This is a genomic window from Levilactobacillus yonginensis (assembly GCF_964065165.1).
GTDB lineage: Bacteria > Bacillota > Bacilli > Lactobacillales > Lactobacillaceae > Levilactobacillus > Levilactobacillus yonginensis_A.
Window position 1 is genome coordinate 1,864,704 of record NZ_OZ061549.1, and the last position, 25,319, is coordinate 1,890,022.

The following is a 25,319-nucleotide window of genomic DNA, read 5'->3' on the forward strand; positions in this document are numbered from 1 at the left end:
AATTGGTGATAAAGGATTCAGTGAACAGCACTGAATCCTTTTTTTGACAGTGATTTTTCAGAAAAAGTGCTATACTACAAGCACTTGGCAGGGGCACGACCGCTTGAGTATGATGGTCGTGTTTTCGGAGGGGCGCGCAGAAATTTTCTGTACGCCCCTTTTTTTACCTCCAGATCGGTGACGGCTGAATTTGGCGTGAAGCTAAGTATAGCATGGATGAGTGGCTGATGGGTCTTTCAGAAAAGTTTTTTAGTTTACCCAGTTAGTGACTTGTTTGTATGCGAATTGATGGGGTTAAGAATCTGACTAACTTGTGCGTTAAAAATTGAAACTTAGTGGCGAACTTGTAGGCAAATTGGTAAGCTGAAAGAAAAATGACTTTTGGGGGAGTTTTAAGTGATACGGATGAGAAAGATTATTTAGGGGTTACTGTTACTGGCCTTAGTCTTTGGTCTAGCAGGATGTACCGCCGCGCCAGGGTATCGAGCGCAGCACACGATTCGGACGGGAAAATTACGCGCGACAACGTTTTCCTTGGTAGCCAGTGCAGAGAATTCGACGACCAACTATCGCCAACAGTATGGTTATATTGAAGACATCGGGGATGGCCGTGGCTATACGGCGGGCATCATTGGGTTTACCAGTGCGACAGGGGACTTACGGCAGGTGGTCCGGCGGTATGTTCGGCTAAAATTGAATCACAACGGGCTAAGGCGTTATTTGCCAGCCCTACGTAGAGTCAACGGATCGGCAGCACACACAGGATTGGGTCCGGGGTTTGTTAAGGCGTGGCATCAAGCTGCCAAAGATCCGCAGATGATTCGCGCACAGGATACTATCCTGAACCGCCAGTACTTACGGCCGGTTTTGAAGGCTGCTAAACAGGATAATTTGAGTCCACTGGGCCAGTATATCTATTACGATGCCATTGTCGTTCACGGCCCCGGTGAAGATAGTCAGAGTTTTGGGGGGATTCGCCGTCAGGCTAAGCGGCTTGCTAAAACGCCACGACAGGGTGGTAATCAGGCAGACTACCTGCGGGCATTTTTACAAGCACGGGCTAAGGTCATGAAACGGGAGCGAGCCCATAAGGATTTGTCACGGTTGAACGTTCAGCGTCAATTTATTAAGAATAAAAATTATCAACTTAAGCGGCCACTTAGCTGGCGAATGTACGGGGATGCCTATCGGTTGAAGTGAGCCTGAGATGGTCCGTTGAGGACGGGTGAAATCTGGTCCGCCTTAGGCCGGTTTGATTTTACTAACTATCTTTGACCTTAGACAACTAATTCGTCTTTTATATTTTAAAAGTACAAGATTAAATCTCCATAATTAGCTATAAATCAGCGACTCAAAGCCTAAATTTAGCACTCTAGGTGACCGAGTGCTAAATGCTTGCATTACTGACCAACGCTGACTATTATAGATAATGTAATCAAGCAAAGCAGAAAGGGGTTATTGATTATGACTAACGATGTTATGAACCGGAACTATGATTTCTTTGATCCAATGAATTTCTTCAATGAAGTGGGCAACTTGGGCCGCGATATGTTTAATGGCGAAGATACTATGAAGACCGACGTCGTTGAACACGCGAAGGATTACGTTGTAACTGCCGAGATGCCAGGATTCAAGAAGGATGACATTCACGTTGATTACCATGACGAAACGTTACGGATTACTGGTAAGTCAGAAGTTAAGCAAGCAACTAAGGATAACGATGGTCGGGTCTTGCGGCAAGAACGTCACAGTCAAAACGTAGCCCGTTCCTTCTATCTACCAGACATTGATCTCGAGAATGTTCAAGCTAACTATAAGGAAGGTATCTTGACGTTAACGCTGCCTAAGCAGACTAAGGTCGAAGATAATCATAAAATCAGTATCGACTAATTAAGCGTTGTTGCACATTTCAACCATATACGGTCACAACGCAAAAAGGGTCAAGGATTTTTGTCCTTGACCCTTTTTAATTGTCAATTTCATTTTGCTAAAATGTGCGCTAGAAGTCAGCTAACTTCGCTTAACCCCGAATGTTGCTGCTCACTAGCTAATCGTCTTTTGCGCCATTCTCTTTTTACGGATTAGTATTGCTTACCCGTCTCGTAAACAATTTCGGGCTCATTCCCGGTCCGTTGGTTCTTATTCAGTAGATCAATCATGGTCATTTCATCTTCGGCGAGTGTGAAATCAAACACCTGGGCGTTCTCTTGAATTCGTTCAGCGTGTTGTGACTTTGGAATTGGTAAAATACCGTGTTGTAACTCCCAACGTAAAATAATCTGGGCGACCGACTTCTGATGGTGTTGGGCCATCTTGGCAATCATGGGATCGCCAAGAACAGCTCGCCGACCCAGTGGACTCCAGGCTTCGGTAACGATGTTTTGTTCCTTATCATAGGCCAGTAAACCCTGTTGATTTAAGTAGGGGTGAAACTCAACTTGGTTCACGACGGGCATTTCTTTAGCCTGCGTTGCCAATAATTCCAGGTGGGCCACGGTGTAGTTGGAGACCCCGATGGATTTGACCTGACCGTTAGCTTTTAATTGTTCGAGCGCCTTCCAGGTTTCAAAGAAGTGTTCCCGGACGGGCCAATGAATCAAGAGCAAATCTAAGTAGTCGGTCTGTAGTCGCTTTAACGAGCCTTCTACGGCCTTCATGGTCCGGTCGTAACCCTGGACAGCTTCAGCAACTTTACTGGTTAGGAAAAGTGCTTCACGGGGAAGCCCCAGCTGATGCAGAGCGGGTCCCAGAATGTCTTCATTTCGATAAAGCATAGCGGTATCAAAGAGCCGGTAGCCAGCGTCCCACGCGGTTTGAATTGTTTTATTCATTGTTGCTTGGTCGCTAATTAAGTAAGTGCCGAAACCCATTGCGGGCATCTTCTTACCATCAGCGAGGGTGATGGTATCTGAAATACTGGTAAGTGCCATTGTCATTCTCCTTCAAGTTAGTCGATAAGTACTATCTTAGGCTAAAACGCCAAAAATGACAACGCTTACCGTGGCCGTTTGAACTGATCATATAGGTTGATACTAGCTTCAATCAACATCCCAGCGGTCATTAACCACATGGCCAACATGTCTTGGTGGGCAAGCATGCAACCGAGTAACACAATATAGAGGACAAATAAGATAAGCGCAGATGATTTATGATTCATAGTAATTCCTCCCTTGGATGATTAAGCACCACCTTCATTATAATCATTTATCTGAGTAGTTGCGATTCGGTAAAGGATTCGAAAAAGCTGAATGAATTTTGGACGTCAGGGGGTCTTTATCTAGTACAATGGGGGTAAAGAACCAGTGAAGGAGGCTTGGTGTGATGACGACACAGGAGCATTACTTACCACCACTGGACTGTGGCTTGACTGCGGAAAAAGTGAGTGATCGGGTGGCCGCGGGTCAGAAGAATGATCCGCTACCACCGTTGACCCGAAGCGTGAAACAAATATTTCGGGATAATTTATTAACTCTCTTCAACTTAATCAACATTATCTTAGGCGCCCTGGTCTTTTTTACGGGGAGTTATAAAAATTTACTCTTTCTGGGCGTGGTCGTGGTCAACACGGGTATTGGAATTTTTCAGGAAATTCGTTCCAAACGCCAAGTGGACAAGCTTGCTCTTCTGTCGGAGGGAACCATTAATGTGCTCCGTGACGGTCAGCTGACAGCCCATCACCAAGATGACATTGTGTTGGATGATATCTTGTCACTGGGTCGCGGGGATCAGTTACCCGTCGATGGTTTAATTCGTGACACGGCTGGTTTAGAGGTTGACGAATCCCAGATCACCGGTGAGTCGACGCCTATAGAGAAACATACCGGCGACACACTGGTGTCTGGCAGCGTTATCTTAGGCGGTCGAGCCATGGTTCAAGCAACGATGGTGGGTAGCGGTAGCTTTGTGAAACAACTGGCTCACTCTGCCAAACAAAAGCGCCGGAATTCCAGTGAACTGCTCACGATTATTAATCGTATTATTAAAATTTTGACCTTCGCCATTGTGCCATTGGGGGCCGCGCTCTTTATTTCGTCCATGATGCGGGGGCAAAGCCAAAATCGAGCCATTCTGGGAACCGTCGCCTCAATGGTGGGAATGATTCCGGAGGGGTTAGTTTTGCTAACTTCTGTAGCATTGGCAGCGGGCGCCTTTACTTTAGGCCGTCGGAACGTTTTGGTACGGGAATTACCCGCCATCGAAGCGTTAGCACGAGTTGACGTCCTGTGTTTAGATAAGACGGGAACCATTACCAACGGCCAACTTCAGTTGGAGCGGGTGGAGCCGATTGGTTCAGTGCCAGTTCCCCAGCTAGAAACGATCCTGGCCCAGTTAGTGGCGGCCACGGGGGATGATAACGAGACGGCTCAGGCCGTGCAAAACGCCTTGGGTGCGCCAGTTGTTGCCGCTCAAAATGTGTTGCCTTTCTCCTCCGGTAGAAAGTGGAGTGGGGCCGAGTTGGCTGACCACGCGTACCTCATGGGCGCACCAGAGTTCATTTTTGATACGGTGCCTGCTAGCGTGAAACAACGGATTGAGGCCTTGGCAAAGCAGGGCTTTCGGGTGCTCCTATTAGCGCAGGCTGACCGATTGACCACGCCCAAGCCAATGAATCCTCAGGCGTTGGGATTGATTCTGATTACGGATGAATTGCGGCCACGGGCTAAAGATACGTTTAGCTTTTTTGCCAATCAGGACGTTGCCTTGAAAGTTATTTCAGGAGATAATCCAGTCACGGTCGCCAGTATTGCTGAACGTGCGGAGATTGCCGGGGCCCAGCAATTGATTGACATGAGTACGGTGGGCGCCACCCCCGATTACGGAAAATTGGTCCAAGACTATAACGTCTTCGGGCGGGTCACGCCACAGCAAAAGGAACAGTTGATTAAGTCCTATCAAGCAGCTGGTCATACGGTTGCTATGACTGGCGATGGGGTCAATGACTTACTGGCGCTGCGCCAAGCCGATTGTAGTATTGCCATGGCTTCGGGGAGTGAGGCTACCAAGAGTCTGGCTGATTTTGTCTTGGTTGACTCAAACTTTGATGCGATGATCAATGTTTTAAATGAAGGTCGGCGGGTGATCAATAACATTGAGCGGGTCGCCTCGTTATTCTTGATCAAAACGATGTACTCCGTGGCACTGACGTTGATTTTTATCTTCATGAATCACAGTTATCCGTTTGAACCGATTCAGTTGACGCCTATCTCGTCGTTGATGGTGGGGATTCCGACATTCTTCCTGGCCTTACAACCTAATTACGCCCGGATTGCGGGGCGGTTTATGAAGCAAGTTATGGAAATTGCGGCACCCGCAGCGGTCTGTGTCATTGGTTATATCCTAGTGATCATGGCACTTGGCACGCAGTTTAAACTAGCCTTCGCGACAACCTCCACGTTGAGTGTGTTGTTGACGGGGATGATCAGTCTCAACGCCTTGCTGATGGTGGCCCGGCCGCTGAACCGGTTTAAAATCGGGCTGGTTATGTTGATGGCGGGACTATTTGCTATCGTCTTTCTATTCCTAGGACCGATTTTTTCACTGGTTAATTTGCTCAACTGGCGCTTAGCCTTAATCTACTTGCCACTGATGGCTAGCGTGATTCCCGTGTTCATCGTTGTTCAAGACATTTTAGGTCACCGAATACTTAGTCGAATACGTTGGCGCTAGGATAAAATGTCGATTCTAGTCGTTATCTAGTCATTGGGACTAGATACTATGTTATAATCGAGACTAGATACGGAAGGGCAGGGAAGAAACATGGCTGATTTTAATCAATATACGCGGTGGGAACACCAGATGCACGGTGTAAAGTTACCACGTTGGGATGACTTACCTAAATTTGATCTCTACATGGACCAGGTGACGGCATTAGTCAACGATGCGTTAGGACCATTGGGCATTGATATGGTGACGCCGGCAATGATTAATAATTACGTGAAGCACAATGTGATTTTGGCACCAGTGAAAAAGAAGTACCAAACCATGCAGTTGACGGATATCTTAATGATCAGCCTGTTAAAGCCCATGTTCCAGACGGATACGGTTCGGACTGGTATCGATCAGATTACGGCTGGGGATTACCCTAAGCAAGCTTACGATAATTTTATTGAGCAGTTAGAGAATCGCTTGCATCACTTAGGCGAAGATCAGATTCAGCCAGCTACTAAGAACTTAAACGAGAAATTAATGCAGGTTGCAGTGGATGCTGTGGTCGCACGGTTGCAGTCTGAGAAGCTGTTAAAGCTGATCAAACGACCATTACGTAAAATCGAAAAGAAATAGTGCAATCAAAAAGCTCGGACAAAATGTCCGAGCTTTTTGATTGCACTATTTGCCGCCTTACCGGCCACAGCAGATGGCCTCACGACTGTAATTGATTCAGCCAGCTGGTTACGGGTCATTTTTTTAGCAGAGCTGGATTGGTAATCTCACCGTCTGTGTGACCTTAAAACTAGCCATTGCAATACTTAAAAATCACCTATGCCGTTACTGCGTCTGCGTTTCTAACGTTAAATCGTTCATGAACGTCAACAGGAGGTTCGCGTAACTTGGGTGGCCGGTGTTGTCCTTAATTTCCTGCTGAATTAGGCTAAGATTGTTGGTAATGACACCGTTAGCGCCCATGAACATCATCTGGTCCATGGTGGTAATATCGTCGATATCCCAGGCGTAGACCTTCTTGTGCTCTCGGTTGGCTTGATCAATGAAGGTATCATTCAAGGTAGTAGCTTCCATGGTATAAGCGTTGGCCCGAGTGTGAGGGAAGGTTAGGTTGTACGGCAAAATGTAACTGACGAAGAGCTGCGGATGGGCCTTTTTCAACCGATTCATGATGCCGTAACTCAGCGTGTGAACCTGTTCATGGTGCGCCATGATTCGTGCGCCAAATTGCCGGTAGAAACGGTCAGGTAAATCCTTGGTGTCACCAGAGCTGGTTTTGATTTCAATCAGTAGCTTCTGATGGTGTTGGATGGCGGTGTTTAAATAATGATTAAAGCTAGGAATTTTAGCCTGATAGCCGTTTTCAGTAACGGTGACCTTGGTTAGCTGGGCTAGCGTCATCTTAGAGACTGACCGTTTCAAGTTGGCTAGGTTTTTCAGGTTAGCATCGTGCATCACCACGAATTGGTGATCCTTGGTCTCTCGAATGTCCATTTCCACGTAGTCTGGTTTTTCTTTGCTGGTCTTAACCATGGCTGGAATCGTGTTCTGCACCCCATTACCATTGTCCACGCCGCGATGGGCAATGGTGAGCGGTTTACTCATTGCCAAGCCGTTTAAATAGACTAAGTTGAAGGCCACCATGAGGGCACTGATAACGGTTAGACCACTGATGATCAATAGACGAGTCCGCAACTTGGTCTTTGCCGGTTCGCGGAAGCTAAAGAGTGAGAGGGGGGTCCGACGATGAGCGTCGTGGCTGCTCAGGATGACCATCATAAAGAGGACAGTTGAGTAGCACACGATGAATTCTGTGATAACTTCCATTAAAAAGAGATTGAGTGTAGCAATTGTCAGGGCAATGCCGGTTTTATCAAAGATCAGCTGCCCCAGATAAATGATGACGTAGATAATAGTTACGGTAACGCTAACCATAATCAGAGTCAGCACAATTTTGCTGAGGTAGTTCCAAAATTTGCCGCGTGTTCGCTGCCAGCTGAGGCGGATGGCCGCGTGGCTGTGATAGTGGTCAATCATCATCAAGGGGAGCACCGCAATCAGACGAATCCCTAGGTAGGCAGCCACCACGTAAAATAGACCCAATAACACGGCCCACAGTGGGTTGTTCATGAGATAGCTGACGATGAATGAAGGAATCTTGGCCTTGTTGAGCAGGGGCGTGGTAAATAACTCGCTCCCAAACGGCATGATGACAATAAAATAGCCAATAAAGAATAAAAAGGTACTGGGTGAAGCGCCCGCAATACTGCGGAACGTTTCATTCAAAACAGTTTTAGAGGAATCTGGTCGACCACTGCGAATGTTGATAATTCCCAGTAACAGGTAAGCGAATTGCCAGTAGATCAGTGTGATGATCGCGAGGAGAATCAGTATCAGACCAGCGATAGCCAGTGGGTGTTGAAGCGTGATGGCAACGATGTTGGTATAGGAAACATAAGGAACGCGTTGCCATTTCATAAGTGCTGCGGTCAACCAAGTGAACGCAGGGACTGCTAAGTAGCTAATGACTAAGTTGGTTACGAAGACTAGGGTCACATAACTCCCCCAGTGTTGGAAAAAGTGGTGGGTTGCTTCCCGCCAGAACCGCCAAGCTTGCACAGTTCTCAGCTCCTCTCAAGTGGGCTCGGTGCAATTCTAGCGTGAAAGACGAACTAGGTGGACACCATAGCCTGGTTAATACCTCTACTTTAGCATATCCCATCGCCGTCCTCAGAGAAAATTAAGATGTTTCGTAGGTGATGAGACCAAACGGGGAAATGCCAGCAGTTATAATGAAAACGTTTACAATTAATGGTGATTTAATTCACATATGTTTTCAGCCTAGGCTTTCTGAATAGTATATGGTACATCCTGCACAGACAGTGTGATGGGAAGCTTGACGGAGCACCGGTTAAGTAATCAAATAAATTAATTGTGATATTTTTAACAAAAAGGTCTTGCAGATTTTCAGAAACATGGTAAGATTATATTCGTGAAGAAGTTAACAAAGATGTTTTCAAAAACGGAGGCATGGATATGTTAAAAGACGTGAAAGAGAATTCTAAATTAAATGTAAAAGAAAGCGAAGAAACTGTCGATCAAATGATCGATCGGCTCACGCAAAAAGCCCACGACGCCCTGTGCGGCATGGATGATTTCACCCAAGAACAAGTTGACCACATTGTTCATCAAATGGCCATCGCTGGCTTGGACCACCACATGGCGTTAGCTAAAGCGGCCTATGAAGAAACTGGTCGTGGTGTGATGGAAGACAAAGCGGTTAAAAACATGTTTGCCACTGAAGAAATTTGGCACGCAATTAAAAACGACAAGACGGTCGGAATTATTAAAGATGATCGTGAACGACAATTGATTACGGTGGCTGAACCCCTAGGAATCTTAGCCGGGGTTACACCAGTTACGAACCCGACTTCAACCACACTGTTTAAGAGCTTGATTGCCGTAAAGACTCGGAACCCAATCATCTTTGCGTTCCACCCACAAGCCCAAAAATCTTCCGTCATGGCTGCCAAGGTCGTTCGGGACGCCGCGATTGCTGCCGGGGCACCTGAAGGCGTTATTCAGTGGATCGACAAGCCTAGTTTGGAAGCCACGACGGCACTGATGAATCACCCAATGGTCGCCAGTGTTCTGGCTACCGGTGGTCCTGGGATGGTTAAGGCAGCTTACTCAACTGGTAAGCCCGCCTTAGGGGTTGGGCCTGGTAACGGACCTGCCTACATTGAAAAGACGGCTGATATCAAACGGGCCGTTTATGACATCGTGTTATCCAAGACGTTTGATAACGGGATGGTCTGTGCTTCTGAAAACAGTGCTGTCATCGACGCTGAGATTTACAACGATGTGAAGCAAGAAATGCAAGACCGGGGTGTTTACTTCATTAAAAAAGCTGACGAGAAGGCGTTGGCCGATGCAATGTTTGTACCAAATGGTGGGGTCAAGGGACCAATTGCCGGTATGTCAGCACGCAAGATTGCCGATCTGGCCGGCATCAAGGTGCCAGATACCACCAAGGTCTTAGCAGCTGAAATCACCGGAGTTGGTGAAAAGTACCCACTTTCTCGTGAAAAACTCAGTCCGGTTATTTCCGTATATAAGGCCAGCAGCCAAGAAAAAGCCTTTGACCTCTGCAATCAGTTGCTGCATTTCGGTGGGCTAGGGCATACGGCAGCTATCCACACGAAGGACGATGACTTGGCCACTAAATACGGCATCGTCATGAAAGCCAGTCGGGTGTTGGTTAACACGCCATCCGCTATTGGTGGGATTGGGAACCTGTACAACGAAATGGTGCCTTCCTTAACGTTAGGGACTGGTTCCTGGGGTAAGAATTCCGTTTCCCACAACGTTTCCTCATTTGACCTGTTGAACATCAAAACGATTGCAAAGCGGCGAAATAATATGCAATGGATTAAATTACCTCGAGTTTACTTTGAAAAGACGTCTGTCCGTTACCTGAACGATATGCCTGGTGTTAAGCGGGTCTTCTTGGTAACCGACCCAGCCATGGTTGAGCTAGGGTACATCGATACGGTTTTAAATGAATTAAAGCGGCAACCCAACGGGATTGAATATTCCCTGTTCTCTGACGTTGAACCAGATCCAACGACTGACACCGTGAACCGTGGGGTCGCTCAGATGCGGATGTTCAAGCCAGACACCATTGTGGCTTTAGGTGGGGGATCTGCTATGGATGCTGCCAAGAACATGTGGCTCTTCTATGAAGACCCTAATGCTAGCTTCTTTGGGGCTAAGCAGAAGTTTATGGACATTCGGAAGCGGACTTACAGCTTTAACAAGCCACACAAGGCACAATTTGTGGCTATTCCAACGACTTCCGGAACTGGCTCAGAGGTTACGCCATTCTCCGTAATCACTGATTCTAAGACTCACGTGAAGTACCCGTTGGCCGACTATGCTTTGACACCAGACGTTGCCATCGTAGACTCGCAGTTTATTGAAACGGTACCTAAGAAGACGGTCGCTTACTCTGGCCTAGATGTATTGACGCATGCGATTGAATCTTACGTATCTAATATGGCCTCCGATTACACGCGGCCATGGTCCTTACAAGCCATGAAGCTGGTTATGGAAAATCTGACGGACTCCTACAATGGTGATATTCACGCCCGTGAAGAAATGCATAACGCATCAACGTTGGCGGGGATGGCCTTTGCGAACGCCTTCTTAGGGGTCGACCACTCGATTGCCCATAAGCTTGGTGGGGAGTTCGGGTTACCACACGGTTTGGCGATTGCTATTACGTTGCCTCACGTGATCCGGTACAACTTCAAGGAACCAACGAAACTCTCCATGTGGCCAAAGTACGATCACTTCAGAGCTGACGAAGACTATGCCCAGATTGCCCGTTACCTGGGACTATCCGGTAACAGTAAGGAAGAGCTGAAAGAGTCTCTGGTTAAGCGAATCATTGACTTGGCCCATTCAGTTGGTGTAACCCTTAGCTTGAAGGCTAACGGCGTTGATAAGGCTCACTTCAATCAGTCTGTAGACAAGCTGGCTGAATTAGCCTTCGAGGATCAATGTACGACGGCTAACCCAAAGGAACCTTTGATTTCTGAATTGAAGCAAATCATGATTGACGAATACGACGGCAAGAACGTCGAGAAGTAAAAGTCACTGTTAATAAGATGGTAAAAGGTCAGGAGCTGAGGCGCCTGGCCTTTTTGGTTGCATTTGAATCCGTGTTAAGTGACTGGGCGTATAGGCATTTCAGCTAATATGTATTCGGTGGTTGAACGAGTTTCTACTATATTATATGAATAAAAGTAATCGGTGAATTGTGGGACCGGACCTCAATTTGATCAAATTCAACGGTTTTGACCAAGCTACAAGGTATGAAAATGGCGAGGAATGATGAAAATATTGATAAAGAAAGGCGTTTATCATCAAATTTTCATGAAAGTGACCAAGTTTTTTCGATTATTTGGTGCAAAACACACTCAAAAATTGCCCTCTTTTTGGCTAAAATGGGCAAATAAGGGGTCAAAAAAGCGGTTTATATGACAAAGAGGTTACAAATATTACGGAATGTCATACAGTAATATTTTTCTTAACACTGGCGTAACACAACGCCAACCTGGCTGACACAACCATCGGTTATTCTAATACCCGTTAAGCAAACAAAGGAGGACATTCATTCTTATGAATATCAAAAAAGCTTTAGTTAATACTTTGGGTACGGTTGCCGTTGTCGGTGCCGGTATCTTCGCCACTAACGTCACGGCCAACGCCGATACTAATGTTACGGTCAAGCAGGGGGATTCTGTTTGGTCATTAGCTAACAAGTATGATTCATCCGTTAGTGCTATCGAAAAGGCTAACAGCCTGAGCAACTCCAACCTGATCTTCGTGGGTCAAAAGTTAAACGTGCCAAGCAGCACGCAAAATGCCACGACTTCAGCTAACGTTTCCACTAAAAATTACAGTAGCCAAGCAACGACTACGCCAGCTAGCCAATCCACGACTAGCCAAGCAACCACTAACAACCACACAAGCACAACTTCTGCTTCTACTGGTGTTTCTGGTTCAGAAGCCAGTGCTAAGGCTTGGATCGCTAACAAGGAATCTGGCGGTTCATACTCAGCTACCAATGGCCAATACATCGGTAAGTACCAATTGAGCTCTTCCTACTTGAACGGTGACTACTCAGCCGCCAACCAAGAAAAGGTTGCTAACTCATACGTTACTTCCCGTTACGGTTCATGGTCAGCTGCCCAATCTTTCTGGCAAGCAAACGGCTGGTACTAAACCTAGTTTAGTAACGCCAACCAACTTACGTTTAAATTCAAGTAACGCCCCTCGGATGCAGGTCCGATGGGCGTTTTTTGTTGTCTAACTAAAGGTTAAAAGATATATTAGTTGCACTTCGGCGGCCAGGGATTCCGCCTGCTGTGGAGGACGCTTCAGCCAAAGGGCGGGCCTCCCGCTCGCTTTGAAGTCACGAAGAACCCGTGTCTCCAAAGTCGCCCGTGCTGTGAGTTGGAAAAAATCACCAACTAACACCACCTTCACAGCTGGCTACATCCCTGACCGCCTCCGCCCCTGATTGTGGTGTAACGTGATAACTGGCGCGCATGGTTGATTTACGAGCTAATTGATAGTAGAGGACGACCAAGCTTGTAGACTCGGAACTTTCGAGGCTTCAAGTTGTGGCCGCACCGTTCCAGCCCATATCTGGTGGTCAGTAAGGCGGAAGAACACACTGAGTTGCCTAACTTTACGCGTTGAATTTGCTTGGAAATTACGGTTTAACTCTAAAAAAGATGGTAAATTCACAATTTTTGATCGATTATTTTAGGAGCAAAACTGTGTCAAACCATTGATTTCGTCATACCAACGCAAAATAAAGATCGAAAACCCGGTTAATGTTGCAACCTTATTAACCACATTACGCTTTGTCATTTAAGCTGTTTTTTCTTAATGTGGGTGTAACTCAGGAACAATCGCGGTGTAACCTCCACAGGTTATGATATATCTCGTTAAGTAATTGATAGACAGATTCACTAATCAAAAGGAGGACATTCATTTTTATGAATATCAAAAAAGTTTTAGTATCTACATTGGGAACTGCAGCCGTTTTAGGCGCTGGCTTCTTCGCTAGCACCACTTCCGCAAATGCCGACGTCCGGGTTTCGGTTAAATCGGGAGACACGGTTGCCAAGATTGCTAACCAATACAACTCCAGCGTTTCATCAATCGAACAAGCAAATAATTTAAAGAACGTTAACTTGATTTACGTGGGTGAATCATTAGTGATTCCTAGCATTGGTTCAACGACCACAACTACGGCAGCTACGACGGGTTCAACGACTACGACGCCTAGCCAATCCACGACGAACGCCAACACTAATTCAGCAAACTACAGTGGGACTTCTAACTATAGCCATAACACGGCTTCAACTGGGACGACCAATTCAGCATCCACGACTTCCACGACCACATCTGGTTCAGGCTCTTCAGCCAAAGCTTGGATTGCAAATAAGGAATCTGGTGGTTCATACTCTGCCACGAATGGAAACTATTACGGGAAGTACCAATTGAGCAAGTCTTACTTGCATGGTGACTACTCAGCCGCTAACCAAGAAAAGGTAGCCAACTCTTACGTATCCTCTCGCTACGGTTCATGGTCTGCAGCCAAGTCATTCTGGCAAGCAAACGGCTGGTACTAAACCGGCTTAGACCAGTGAAATAATTAATTGCAAAATAAACGACGGAAAAGTCCTAGCGGCTGACCGTCGTTTTTTCGTGTCCAAATCCCGTTATTTAGGCATTTTGGCGACTAATGTTACACCAAACTGCAAAAAATGGGGTCGGCCGTTACGGTTTTGTAACATTCGGACAATCTAGCTGTAATGTTTAAACGTTATGCTAAACTTAACAAATTCGCTAGGAGGGAAAATTTTTGAAGTTAAAATCATTTTTCATGGTCATCGTGACGGTGCTTACGTTGGCCGTTCCTAGCGTCACATCCGTTGTGACTCCAGCAACGACAGCAGCAGCCAGTACAACCTATGTTTCTCGGTTATCTAAGAAAGAAAAGAAGGCTAAGGCCTGGATTGCTATGAAGGAGTCTGGCGGTAACTACCGTGCTCGTAATGGTCGTTACTACGGGAAGTATCAATTAACGATCTCCATGTTACGTGGAGACTACAGCAAGTCGAACCAAGAAAAGACCGCTGATAAGTACGCGCACAGTCGTTACGGTACGTGGACAAAGGCCAAACGTCACTGGTTAGGCTACGGCTGGTTCTAACTTAAAACTTAAATGAAACAAAAACCTCACTAGTCGGTTGGCTGTGAGGTTTTTTGTGTTTGGGCGGGAGCGGCCGCGTGGTCAATCAGCAAGCTGATTCCGTTTTAAGTCTAAATGAAAGCGAAGGATGATCAATAAGTTGAAACCCACAGTCATGGCAATCATCATCAGCCAAGCCCCGGGAAGACTTACATTGGTGGAGATTGCCGAACGGAGAACTTGAATCAAGTAGGTCATGGGTAGCCAAGGATTCACTAGTCTGGCCAAAGGGCTAACTAGCGGCAGGGGGTAGAGGCCACCGGAGCTGGCTAACTGGAAGACGAGCACGATGGAGATGAGCCAAGTGCCAAAACCGCCTAGTAAGAGTCGCAGGCAGAAGATGAGGGAGAGAAATAGCAGTGACCCGAGAAAAATCGCTGCCAGTAATTCAACCTGCGAACGGGCGGCAAGGTGATTCGCAAGAGCCAACGTGCTGGCGAGAATACCACTCTGAAGAATAGCAACCCCGCCGATTAGCAAGGCTTTGCTGCCCCACCAGTTCAGGGCCGACTGGGGTCGTTCATAAGTTCGGTGACCGTCGTACATGGTCCCTAGGGCAATCCCACCAACGTAGAGGCCAATGGCAATAGCAAAGGGGGCCATGCCGGTCCCATTGTTTGGAACGCTGGCCACGTCATGTGTCTGCGCGACGATTGGTTGGGTAATGGCAGTCGCGTTGGCCGGTCCAGTTTGAATACCGGCCAGTCGACCACTGCCGGTAGTGAGAGCGTCACTCAGCTCTGCATTGCCTTGCTCTAGGCGCAGTAGGCCGGTCATTGAGGCAGTGAGTCCTGCAGATAGTGCTGGATCGTGAGTCGGCGTTGTAGCAGTTTGCAGTTGTTGATTGCCATTTAAGAGTCGCTGAGTGCCACTGGTTAACTGGGTGTTACCAGCAGCGGCACGGCTCATGCCGGCCGTACTTCCCCGTAGCGCTTGTAGAAGGGTAGTTGATTCCAGTTGAGTGACGCTGTGGCTGACCTTAGCTGTAATTGTGTTCGCCACACCGGTCGTCATTTTAGAGACGATGAAGTTAGCACCGGAATTGATCTGATAGTGAAGGCGTAGTCTTTGAGGAGTTTTAGTCAGAAGAGTTGTCGCATTCTGTGAGAAGTTATGAGGGATGGTGACAATTAGATAGATTTTCCCTTGACGTAACTGATGATTGGCAGTGGTATCGCTCAGTTGATGAAAGTCTAGGGAAGTGGAGGTTTTCAAGTTATGCGTCAGGGATTGGCCAATGGCAATGCGATGGTTGTGGAAGGTAACGGGATGGTTGTGGTTAACGACGGCAACGGGGAGGTCGTCTGTGTGGCCATACGTGTTCCACATGGAGGAGAGGTACAGGAAACAATAGATTGCGGGAATCAAGGCAATCATAAACAGGACGACGTACATTTCCTTATGTTGACAAAGAAATTGCCATTCACTTTTGAACATCAAATCACACCTTTCAAATAAACACTTGGTTGATTGACCGTCTACAGAATACGCATTGAAACTGAGGGAAGCAATCAACAATTTAGTGAGAGATGTTTGGTGTTAGGGCAAGATAAATAGCCTAGATTCTGGTTTCATCGCATATGATTAGTGACATAACTAGCAACAGAAATGATCACGTTGTTGATTGCTTGGTGGTAGGAAAAGATGATTTAATTGGGGCAGAAAGTTCAGTGACCGATTATTTGGGGGGGATGGGTATGGAAAGTAATACGCAGGTATTGATGACGGAAGCTAGATTGCAACGCGCTTTTATTAAATTAATGGCGCAAGAGGGCTTTGACCGGTTGACGGTTCAGAAACTTACTCGGATTGCCGGTATTAATCGCGGAACGTTTTATTTACACTACTTGGATAAGTTTGATCTGTTGGCACACTATGAGGGGGAACTAGTTCAGCAGGTTACTGAGATCTTTCAGCGTTACACCAAGCCAGTACGGGTAACGGATACGTCACCAACGCGGGATGCCTTCTGGCAATTCTTTCAGTACGCCTATCGGCAGCGTGCGCTATTGATCACCCTGCTTCAAAGCCCCGCTTCTAGCCTCATGACTCAGACAAAAGCGGTTATCAATCAGGTCGTTGGGGTCCCACTGACTAAGGAGATGCCCACTGACTTTGCTCAGGAACTCATATCGCAGGGAATCTTGGATTTCATTATTTTTTGGTTAACACGACCAGAAGTATTAGCTCCACGGGCCGCTTACACAATCTTTGTGCAGTCGCGGACCCTTTCACCGCAGCAATTATTGACCGAGTAAGTGCAAAGAATGGACCAGTTTTTCACTAAAACGCGAATTCTTTCTTGAAAACGGTTACAAAATTCTTTAGACTAGGAGGTAACCGAGAAAAAAACGATTGGGAGGAGTATCATGGCAAAAACATTAGCAATTAACGCAGGTAGTTCAACACTGAAGTGGAAACTCTTTTCCATGCCCGAAGAAAAGGTCATCGCATCGGGCTTGGTTGACCGTTTGAACTTACCCGGTTCCATTTTTAAAGTGAAATTAGCGGACGGTAAAAAGATTACCGATACGCAGGATAACATTACGAATGAACTCGCAGCAGCAATGGTGCTGACGCGGTTGAAGTCCTACGGTATCGTAAAACATCTTAGCGAAATTACTGGGGTGGGTCACCGAATCGTTGCTGGTGGTGAAGTCTTCAAAGACTCTGCTGTCATTACGCCAATCGTGCTCAAGCAGATTAAGGAACTGAAAGATTACGCGCCACTTCACAACCCTGTGCAAGCGTACTACGTGGAAGTCTTCCAGAAGTTACTGCCAGATGCCAAGCAGGTCGCTGTCTTTGACACGTCGTTGTACGCTGACATGCCCGCAGTTAACTATATGTACAGTATTCCTTACGAATACTATGAAAAATTTGGTGCCAGAAAGTATGGCGCTCATGGAACCAGTCACCGGTATGTGGCTCATCGGACGGCTGAATTGTTGGGCAAACCGCTAGAGGAACTCAAGCTGATCACGCTGCATTTAGGCTCTGGTTCGTCCGTCACGGCTTTTGACCATGGTCACGCTATCGATACCTCAATGGGCTTCACGCCGCTCGCAGGGGTCATGATGGGGACCCGTTCCGGGGACATTGACGCTTCACTGGTTGCCTTTCTGGCTGAAAAGCTCCACAAGACCATGCCAGAGATGATCGACGTCTTAAATAACAAGTCTGGTTTACTTGGTATTTCAGAACTCTCACCCGACCAGCGGGATTTGGAACAGACGCAGGATGAACGGCCGAAGTCGAAGCTGGCCCTGCAGATGTTTGTTGACCGCGTTGTTCGTTACGTGGGGAGTTACATCGCTGAATTAGGTGGCTTAGATGCCATCGTCTTCACGGCGGGTTCTGGTGAAAATGGTGTTGAAATGCGCCAGGCGGTTGCTGACAAGCTGAGCTATTTTGGTATTGCCATTGATCCAGTTAAGAACGATTTTCGCGGGGAAGAACACATTGTGAGTCCTGATGGCAGTCGCATTAAGACGCTAGTTGTACCCACGAATGAAGAATTGATGATCGTGCGCGACGTTGAACGTCTGGCTAAATAGGGCACGGATTTAGGTTTGTATGATTATTGCTAGTTAAAAAGTAGTCCGACCAGGTTAGTGTTATGATCCCTCTGTGGTTGTCAGATGAAATAATATAATTCATCTGACAATGACGGAGGGATTTTTTGTATGCCAAGAGCCAAGTTTAGTGCCATGGAGAAGCTGGCATTGATTAACGAATTTGAGGCTTCGGGACTATCAAGTACAGCCTTTGGAAAAGCAAATGGTTTAGGTGAGCATACGGTGGCTCAGTGGCTAGATCGATACCACCGTGATGGCCTTGATGGACTGAGGGAAGCCAAGAAAAATCATCACTACAGTAGTGCCTTCAAACTACAGGTTATCTATGCCTTTTTGAACGGTGAAGGTTCCGCACAGGAACTAGCTATGAAGTATGGTTTACGTTCATTTTCCCAAGTAATGACTTGGGTTTCCAAGTATAATAGGGACAAAACTGTGACGGCGTCGCCGTCAAGAAAGCAGGTCCCGAAAATGAGTCGAAAAACCACGTGGGAAGAGCGTATTGAAGTCGTTGAATTCATTACCAAACACAAGCACTCATATAGCGAAGCGGCCGAACATTATCAAGTCTCCTATCAGCAGGCTCGTTCATGGGTTATGAAGGCTAAAGATGGCGGATATGAGGTTCTAAGAGACAACCGTGGGCGCCGTAAGGCACAAAAAGAAGTGACCGACCTAGACAAAGCGAATCTACGGATTCGACAATTGGAAGGTCAGGTCGCCGACATGAAACTACTGGAAGAATTTGTAAAAAAATATCGGCGAATTTTATAATCAAGTTAGCCACTTGAAATTTAGGACAAAATAAATACACCAAGACGTAAATCTCAGGTATCATTGGAGTTCTCACACAAACAATGAAAGAGGTCTTCGTCTTGATGCAAGAACAGCTTACCATGAATCGTCCCAAGGGTCACCATCTAACTTTGAAAGAGCGTGGAAACATTGAGGTCTACTTTAACCACGACAAGCTTTCTCGGCGGAAGATTGCTGAGTTACTTGGCGTTAGCCCGCAAACCATAAACAACGAAATCAAGCGAGGCTTGGTAACCAATAAGAAAATCGTTAACGGTAACGTAGTCTTCTATGAGGTCTACGTGGCGGAACTAGCCGACCAGCGGTACCACGAGAACCGCAAGGCCTGCCACAGGCCTTGTAAGTTCTTCCAGGCGGCTGACTTTATAGCCTTCTTTGTAGAACACTTTAAGACTGATGGCTGGGCTCCAGATGCTGCTGTAGGCCGCGCCAAGGTGTTAAACCTTTTTCGGCCTGACGAGATGGTCTGTACCCAAACGTTGTACAAGTACATCGACGAACAACTTTTAGAGGTCTGTAACTTAGATCTTACCGAGAAAATGCGGCGGCGACTACCCAAGCACGTTAATCACAAAAATAAGCGTGTAATGGGACGGAGTATTGAAGAACGTCCGGCTGAAGTTGACTCTCGCAAGACGTTTGGTCATTTCGAGATTGATACTATCGTTGGTAAACGTGATGGCCATGAGAGTGTGATTATGACCCTGATTGAGCGTCAAACTCGCTTCCAATTTATCCGTCTGATTGACGGGCGTGACGCCGATTCGGTTGAGTACGCCCTGCGAGAAATCCTCGCAGAGTATGGACCAGTTATCAAGTCGATCACCGCTGATAACGGACCTGAGTTTGCCTTGCTGAGCGAGGCATTGCGTTCAGTGGCACCAGTCTTTCATACGCACCCGTTCACCTCTAGTGAACGGGGAACCAATGAGGTCCATAACCGGATGGTCCGCTATGACTTTCCCAAAGGCATGTCCTTAGACGCCGTAAGTCCTCGGGCTGTTGCTAGAACAGCGGACAAGTTGAATAACACACCTCGTCGTCTGCTAGGCTTCCAGACTCCCGCCGAACTCTTCGCCGCCGCCTGCGGCTAGGCTCCTCGCGCCACCAACTTCAACCCCTGAGAATCCCTTGGTATCAGTATTTGGTCCTAGTGACTAACTTGTTCTTGCAATTTGCGGTAAAAAAATATCAGGAACTTCAGCGCAAGGGGTGAAACAACAACATCGACTGGCATATCGGGCAATCAGCGAGGTCAGTCAAGGGAAACACGGTGCCATCACAAAATTATTGTCATACGTCGGCGTGAGCCGGCAAGCCTACAATAAGTTCCTCCACCGTCAAGAAACGGTCTGGGGCGCTCAAGAAAAGCTACTAGAAGAACGCATCACATATTGGTTTAAACAACATCATCAAGCAATCGGTGCTGGTAAGATTTTATCAAACCTGAACCGAGACGAGCAGATCACCTTTGACGTTACCATTAAGCGAGTCAAACGCATTATGGGTAACCTAGGGATTCGATGCCAGATTCGGGTCAAGAAGCATCATAGAATCAAGGAACAAGAACAGTACATGCAAGATAATCTTTTGAACCAAAATTTTACGGCCACCGCCCCTAATCAGGTTTGGCTGTCCGATTCAACTGAATTATCTTACGGCGTTAATGGGCAGTTCAAAATGCGGTTGAGCGGCGTTTTGGACCTTTACGGACGGGTCTTGATTGCCTCTAACTTAAGTAAAACAGAAACAGCAGATGCCGAAATCGAAGTATTTCGGCGGGCTTTTGAGTACGCTGGTGACGTCAATCCGGTAGTTCATACTGACCGCGGATCGGCTTATACGTCCAAACAATTCAATAACTTTCTGGTCCCCTACGAAGTCACACGCAGTATGTCACGACCGGGTACGCCTTGCGATAACGCGCCAATGGAACGTTGGTGGAATGAGTTCAAGACGCATTGGATGGATCGTCATCCAATGCCCAAAACCTACGAAGAATTTGAAGCGCTGGTAAAGGAAGGAATCCACTACTTCAATCACCTAGATCGCTCACCAGCAAGAAACGACCTCACCCCGGTAGAATACCGGAGTGAGGCCGCTTAGAGACAACATAAAATTATATTATTTCATATGACAACTTGACAGGGACTAGTACATAGCTTGGCTGGGCTGTTTTTTTCGTTTAGTGAACAACGGGATGACGATGTACAAACCTCCCAATAATACCGTACCATAACGGTATTAAGGGCAACTCAAGTGGACCATTAACCCATTCTTGAACACTATGTCATTTCGGTAAAGACCGTGACAAATTGTCATGAAATTTACGTTCGTTTAATCAATCGGTAACGCAGTAATCACAGGTTTGAGATGTTGCGGCAGTAAGCTATGGGTAATCGAAAGGGAGGAACAGATTGATGATTAAGAAAGTAATTATCACTACATTAAGTACCGCCGCCGTTCTAGCCGCAGGTATCGGCGCCTCCAGCGTGACCGCTAATGCCAGCACCCTTCATTCACAGGCACCACGGAGCGCACAACGTTATCACTATCAACCACAGACTTCAACCTATGGGGTGAACCCTCCGGCTACTACGAGTAACACCAAGACGACCACTACTGGTGCCACGACGATCCAGGCAAGCGGAGCCACCATTACAGTTGCCCAATTTGAAAGTCAGGGCGTCGTTTACCTCAACGGAAACAAGTGGACGTACTATTCTGGAAGCCTGACTGCTGACGGTACGAAAATTAGTGCCAACGGTCTGGATCCTAATGGTTACCGGGTCGTGGCCGCACCGGCCAATGTGGCCTTTGGGACGAAGATTATGACGCCATTAGGGATGGGTGTCGTGCATGATCGTGGGACGGCCATCACTGGCAACCACTACGACGTTGTTATCCAGTAGTCGTCGCCTTACCGGTCACAGCAGATGGGCTGGAACGGTGCCGACACAATTTTAAGCCTCACCAAGCCCGTGAGTCTTAAAACTTGGTCTTATTCTAACTGCCAGAAAACCACTGGCACTAAGAATAACGAGGCGCCTGAGCCCATCTGCTGCGACCTCTCGGCTTTGATTGCTGACCACAAATTAAAGTGAGTAGATTTTGTATGGTATGATAGCCCCTTGCTCGAATACCAAACCATAAATTAACCGCGTCATCTCCTGGTTCTAGCCGGGGATGACGCGGTTTTTAGGTGCTTTTTAGAAAGCTGGGGGAGCCAACATAAAATAGCATACTGGAAGCTTGGAGAAATTGCGAGGATTATCACGCCGTACTAATTGGACCGTCACTGGTCTGAGGTGGTAATCGGGTGGTTATTGAAATGGTTAAAATGTGTGACTAGTTCAGTAATCTTGATGATAGATTAGCGCGCTAATTGTTACTTGCCAAATAGTACTGAAATGAGGCACGGCATCAAAAAGTAGAGCAGAAATGCGGAAATAATGATGCTTGTGCAACCACAACCGTCCGTGTCGTACTTTTCACACATGTCTTTTACCTCCCAACATCAGGCTTTTTCAAGAATTAACGGAGGGGGGAGCGTTACGAAAGTTATGCGGCCGAGCTATTTTGCCTGGGGTTATTCCTAAGAGTGAATACGTTGTACACACATTAGTTGCGAGCAACTTTTTAAGACAGCTTACCGCTGTGGTGCTAAGTAGATGGCTACGTCACCAAAGTTGACGCCCTCCCCAAATTCTTGGTCGGTTTGGGTGGCGACCCCAATGTGCCAGTCCTTAAATGTGGCCAACTTGGCGGCAGGGTAGCCAGCAGTGATTAGGGCCTCACGGTAACTCTGGGCGGTTGGGTGTGCCACTTGGTTGTAGAGGCGAATGTAGATTTGTCCTGCTGGTACTCTGGGAGAGCGTTCCCCGTCGGAGGGGTTGATGGCAGCACTGGCCTGGCTTCTCAATTCGTCGTCGTTCACGGTTCCAGGGAAAAGACTCCGAACAGTATTGTCGAATCGTTGCCCCTGTTCCTGGCCAGAATCGACGGACGGATTATTGATGGGGCTCGGTTTAACGGTGGCACCACCAGGGGTTAAATACCCGCGCCAGATCCAGCCGCCGTGGCGACCATCAAAACTGTTCACGTGGTAGTAAATGGCAGCCTTGTGGGTGCGTTTGTCGTAAAGCTTTTCATGGGCGTTTGTGAGCCACGTGATGTCCTCTGTGTTGCGAGCGTAACGGATGCCCAAATGCTTAGAGTAGCGGGAGCCGCGGTGAGTATGGTAGAGGTGTTGGTGCATAGAATGGCGCCAGACCAAGCGGACTGAATTGGCGCGAGCAGCAGAGTATTCTGATGCCTGAACACTAGTAGGGACCAGAAATGTGGTGGTCAGGGTAGTGCCGATGAGTAGTAAGATGGCTGATGGTTTCATGAAGGAACCTCCTTTTGCTCTTGATGTTACGACTAATTTGACAGATTACTAGGCTAAATTCGGTCGGATAGTCTCTATATAAATGTTGATATAACAGTATTTGTAAGGGACTGTAGTTCGGTAGCGGAACGAACAGAAGAGGTTTGGAGAGTTATATAAAATCGGCAAATTTTCTATGTGCAAGAGTGTGTTCAGCGTAATAAATATTGCTATTATCTAATTCATTAATGGCTATGTAGATTTGGAGTTAAATAAAAAGTGATGGTATGGCCAGTTTGAAGGCAATACCACCACTTTCGTTTATGATTCACTAATTGGTTAATCCACCAGAAAATTTGCACTGATTACAGTGTAGCCGCAGGTAGTCAGGGGACGGGACCGTAGGCGGACAGTTTGAGCCGTGTTTGGACAATTAGCTCATGTGTAGGTCACGTCGCCGGTAGCCAAGCCAACCGATTAAAACCAGCACCAGAGCCAACGCAACCATCCAGCTAAATGTGGCCCAGTTAACGTCGTGAATCGGGACTCGTGGCATCCAGCCAGCCGGTGTTAGATTTTTGACCCAGCCCGGGAGCTTCAGGAGACTGCCCATGTAGACACTCACGAAGCCCAGCGCAAGGTACGCCCAGCTCAGTGATTTCATCCGTGGCCAGCAACCAACAAGTAATACGCTCAACGCGAGAAATACCCAGATTTCAGGAAGTTGGGCGGCTACGGCCTGCCAAAATTCTGAAGCACTAATACCATCTTTAACGTGCGTTAGACTGGCGTCACCCATAACGACAATACCCGCTAAGCCGCCAATGTAAGCCAACGTGCTGGTGATAAATGCCGTACCTACGTAACTGAATAATAGGCGGGTGCGGCTCAAAGGCCGGGCGTAGAGGGCTTCCAACCAACCACGGGTCTCATCGGTGTGTAGCTTTAAAATCAACTGCATCCCGGGAATAACGGAAACGGCAGCCATTACTACGGCTAACAGGGCAGTAAAACTCACTAGAATGCTGTGGTTGGCCTCGTGGACCATGGTGGCGCCGAAGACCTGCTGCATGGTCGGATTGGTCTTTAGGATGTCGCCAATGGTGTTGAAGACCGTCCCGTAGGCGGTGCCAAAGATGATGATACCGACCAACCAGCCAATTAGCACGTTACGTTGCCGTCGCCAAATCAGAGAGACGGGGCCGCGTAAGAAAATGGAAGCTTGTTTGCGGCCAGGTCGGGTCGTGATGGCGCCAGCACCTAGGTCCCGGTGATTATTGGCCCAAAAGGCAATGGCTAAGAAGATGAGCGCTAGACCTAAACTCAACCAGACCGGCAGCCAGGCAGGTTGTTGGTTGTAGGGTGCCAACTTTTCCACCCAGCCCAGTGGTGACCACCACGTTAGCTTGGGATGCTGAACGTCGGTGACCATCCGGGCCAGGTAACTCAAGCCAAACAACGTGTAAGCCAGGCCAGTGGCACTTGATGAGTGATCGGCGACCTGGGCGGTCAGGAGCCCCAGCATGCCGAATAACAGACCCGCGGCTGCTAAGCCGATGCCAATCAACCAATTACCTTGGGTGGTAGCGCCGGGCATGTTTGCAGCGGTCAGTCCAGCACCATAGAGAAGTCCCAACAAACCGTTGACTAAGACAAGCTCAATCGCCGCGGCTGAAAGTGGGGCTAACGTTCCCACGGCGTGTGCCCGCACGAGCTCAGTAATACCTAAATCTTCTTCAGCCCGCGTTGCGTGTACACTCAGGGCCAGGTTCATCACAACCTGAATTAGCCCCATGAACAGGAGCATTTCGTTAGCAAAAATCTCGGCTGTGGTGACTTTGCCACTAAAGGAAAAGGCGCCAAACATGGCAACAATGCCGGGGCTGGCTAACGTTCCTTTGATAGCGTTGATTTCAGTAGGGGTGCCGTAGATTCCTTCAAATTTCCAGGCAACGCTGGCCATTAGCGCGGCCAGAATAAGAATCCACATGAGAATGCGAAACCGGTCCCGGCGTAAGTTTAACCGAACCAGTTGGCCAGTACGTCCATAACGAGACAT

20 protein-coding genes are annotated in these 25,319 nt (G+C 47.5%); 14 read left to right on the top strand and 6 right to left on the bottom strand.

Translation table 11 applies throughout. The features are described from left to right. Window positions 1–534: 534 nt before the first annotated feature. Together AB3Y94_RS08810 and AB3Y94_RS08815 are read left to right on the top strand one after the other, a co-directional pair. Window positions 535–1,200: a chitosanase gene (locus AB3Y94_RS08810; RefSeq protein WP_367295891.1), complete on the top strand. Its 666-nt coding sequence runs from the start codon at window positions 535–537 to the stop codon at window positions 1,198–1,200. A 264-nt stretch (window positions 1,201–1,464) separates the two neighbouring features. Next, window positions 1,465–1,890, top strand: a complete 426-nt coding sequence (locus AB3Y94_RS08815; RefSeq protein WP_367295892.1) for an Hsp20/alpha crystallin family protein — start codon at window positions 1,465–1,467, stop codon at window positions 1,888–1,890. Between the two features lie 191 nt (window positions 1,891–2,081). Here the strand turns inward: AB3Y94_RS08815 and AB3Y94_RS08820 are convergent, their stop codons facing one another. Together AB3Y94_RS08820 and AB3Y94_RS08825 are read right to left on the bottom strand one after the other, a co-directional pair. Further along, on the bottom strand, window positions 2,082–2,930 hold the full coding sequence (locus tag AB3Y94_RS08820) for an aldo/keto reductase (protein WP_367295893.1): 849 nt from the start codon (window positions 2,928–2,930) through the stop codon (window positions 2,082–2,084). A gap of 65 nt (window positions 2,931–2,995) precedes the next feature. Then, window positions 2,996–3,157, bottom strand: a complete 162-nt coding sequence (locus AB3Y94_RS08825) for a hypothetical protein (protein WP_367295894.1) — start codon at window positions 3,155–3,157, stop codon at window positions 2,996–2,998. A gap of 164 nt (window positions 3,158–3,321) precedes the next feature. Between AB3Y94_RS08825 and AB3Y94_RS08830 the strand changes: the two genes are divergently transcribed. After that, entirely contained in the window at window positions 3,322–5,667 is a 2,346-nt protein-coding gene (locus AB3Y94_RS08830; RefSeq protein ID WP_367295895.1) for a cation-translocating P-type ATPase, read from the top strand. A gap of 90 nt (window positions 5,668–5,757) precedes the next feature. Continuing rightward, the gene (locus tag AB3Y94_RS08835; RefSeq protein WP_125682386.1) at window positions 5,758–6,282 is read left to right on the top strand and encodes a DUF1836 domain-containing protein; all 525 of its coding nucleotides are present in this window, start codon (window positions 5,758–5,760) and stop codon (window positions 6,280–6,282) included. Between the two features lie 204 nt (window positions 6,283–6,486). Here the strand turns inward: AB3Y94_RS08835 and AB3Y94_RS08840 are convergent, their stop codons facing one another. Continuing rightward, window positions 6,487–8,280 carry a glycerophosphoryl diester phosphodiesterase membrane domain-containing protein gene (locus tag AB3Y94_RS08840; protein ID WP_367295896.1) on the bottom strand — a complete coding sequence of 598 codons (1,794 nt, stop codon included), beginning with the start codon at window positions 8,278–8,280 and terminating at the stop codon, window positions 6,487–6,489. Window positions 8,281–8,697: 417 nt separating this feature from the next. Here AB3Y94_RS08840 and adhE point away from each other — a divergent pair, with 417 nt between their 5' ends. The 4 genes from adhE (at window position 8,698) to AB3Y94_RS08860 (ending at window position 14,458) form a co-directional block, all read left to right on the top strand. Then, on the top strand, window positions 8,698–11,316 hold the full coding sequence (gene adhE / locus AB3Y94_RS08845; protein WP_367295897.1) for a bifunctional acetaldehyde-CoA/alcohol dehydrogenase: 2,619 nt from the start codon (window positions 8,698–8,700) through the stop codon (window positions 11,314–11,316). 531 nt (window positions 11,317–11,847) lie between these two features. After that, window positions 11,848–12,453, top strand: a complete 606-nt coding sequence (locus tag AB3Y94_RS08850; RefSeq protein ID WP_367295898.1) for a LysM peptidoglycan-binding domain-containing protein — start codon at window positions 11,848–11,850, stop codon at window positions 12,451–12,453. Between the two features lie 782 nt (window positions 12,454–13,235). Beyond that, the gene (locus tag AB3Y94_RS08855) at window positions 13,236–13,874 is read left to right on the top strand and encodes a LysM peptidoglycan-binding domain-containing protein (RefSeq protein WP_367295899.1); all 639 of its coding nucleotides are present in this window, start codon (window positions 13,236–13,238) and stop codon (window positions 13,872–13,874) included. Between the two features lie 233 nt (window positions 13,875–14,107). Beyond that, on the top strand, window positions 14,108–14,458 hold the full coding sequence (locus AB3Y94_RS08860) for an aggregation promoting factor surface protein (RefSeq protein WP_367295900.1): 351 nt from the start codon (window positions 14,108–14,110) through the stop codon (window positions 14,456–14,458). A gap of 81 nt (window positions 14,459–14,539) precedes the next feature. Here the strand turns inward: AB3Y94_RS08860 and AB3Y94_RS08865 are convergent, their stop codons facing one another. Then, window positions 14,540–15,934: a YhgE/Pip domain-containing protein gene (locus tag AB3Y94_RS08865; RefSeq protein ID WP_367295901.1), complete on the bottom strand. Its 1,395-nt coding sequence runs from the start codon at window positions 15,932–15,934 to the stop codon at window positions 14,540–14,542. A 260-nt stretch (window positions 15,935–16,194) separates the two neighbouring features. On the opposite strand from AB3Y94_RS08865, the gene AB3Y94_RS08870 reads away from it, so the two are divergent. The 6 genes from AB3Y94_RS08870 (at window position 16,195) to AB3Y94_RS08895 (ending at window position 21,803) form a co-directional block, all read left to right on the top strand. Beyond that, window positions 16,195–16,755, top strand: coding sequence for a TetR/AcrR family transcriptional regulator (locus AB3Y94_RS08870; RefSeq protein ID WP_125682401.1), 561 nt, complete (start codon window positions 16,195–16,197; stop codon window positions 16,753–16,755). Window positions 16,756–16,866: 111 nt separating this feature from the next. After that, window positions 16,867–18,054 carry an acetate/propionate family kinase gene (locus tag AB3Y94_RS08875; RefSeq protein ID WP_367295902.1) on the top strand — a complete coding sequence of 396 codons (1,188 nt, stop codon included), beginning with the start codon at window positions 16,867–16,869 and terminating at the stop codon, window positions 18,052–18,054. 129 nt (window positions 18,055–18,183) lie between these two features. After that, entirely contained in the window at window positions 18,184–18,849 is a 666-nt protein-coding gene (locus AB3Y94_RS08880) for a helix-turn-helix domain-containing protein (RefSeq protein ID WP_367295903.1), read from the top strand. An 83-nt stretch (window positions 18,850–18,932) separates the two neighbouring features. Next, entirely contained in the window at window positions 18,933–19,985 is a 1,053-nt protein-coding gene (locus AB3Y94_RS08885) for an IS30 family transposase (protein WP_367294742.1), read from the top strand. A gap of 118 nt (window positions 19,986–20,103) precedes the next feature. Continuing rightward, complete coding sequence (locus tag AB3Y94_RS08890) at window positions 20,104–20,997, top strand: IS3 family transposase (protein WP_367294846.1); 894 nt, start codon at window positions 20,104–20,106, stop codon at window positions 20,995–20,997. A 314-nt stretch (window positions 20,998–21,311) separates the two neighbouring features. Then, window positions 21,312–21,803 (top strand): hypothetical protein, encoded by a 492-nt coding sequence (locus AB3Y94_RS08895; protein WP_367295904.1) that lies wholly within the window; start codon window positions 21,312–21,314, stop codon window positions 21,801–21,803. 737 nt (window positions 21,804–22,540) lie between these two features. Here AB3Y94_RS08895 and AB3Y94_RS08900 read toward each other — a convergent pair. Next, window positions 22,541–23,281 carry a hypothetical protein gene (locus AB3Y94_RS08900; protein ID WP_367295905.1) on the bottom strand — a complete coding sequence of 247 codons (741 nt, stop codon included), beginning with the start codon at window positions 23,279–23,281 and terminating at the stop codon, window positions 22,541–22,543. A gap of 412 nt (window positions 23,282–23,693) precedes the next feature. Further along, a complete protein-coding gene (locus tag AB3Y94_RS08905; protein ID WP_367295906.1) occupies window positions 23,694–25,319 on the bottom strand; it encodes an ABC transporter permease in 1,626 nt (541 codons plus the stop codon).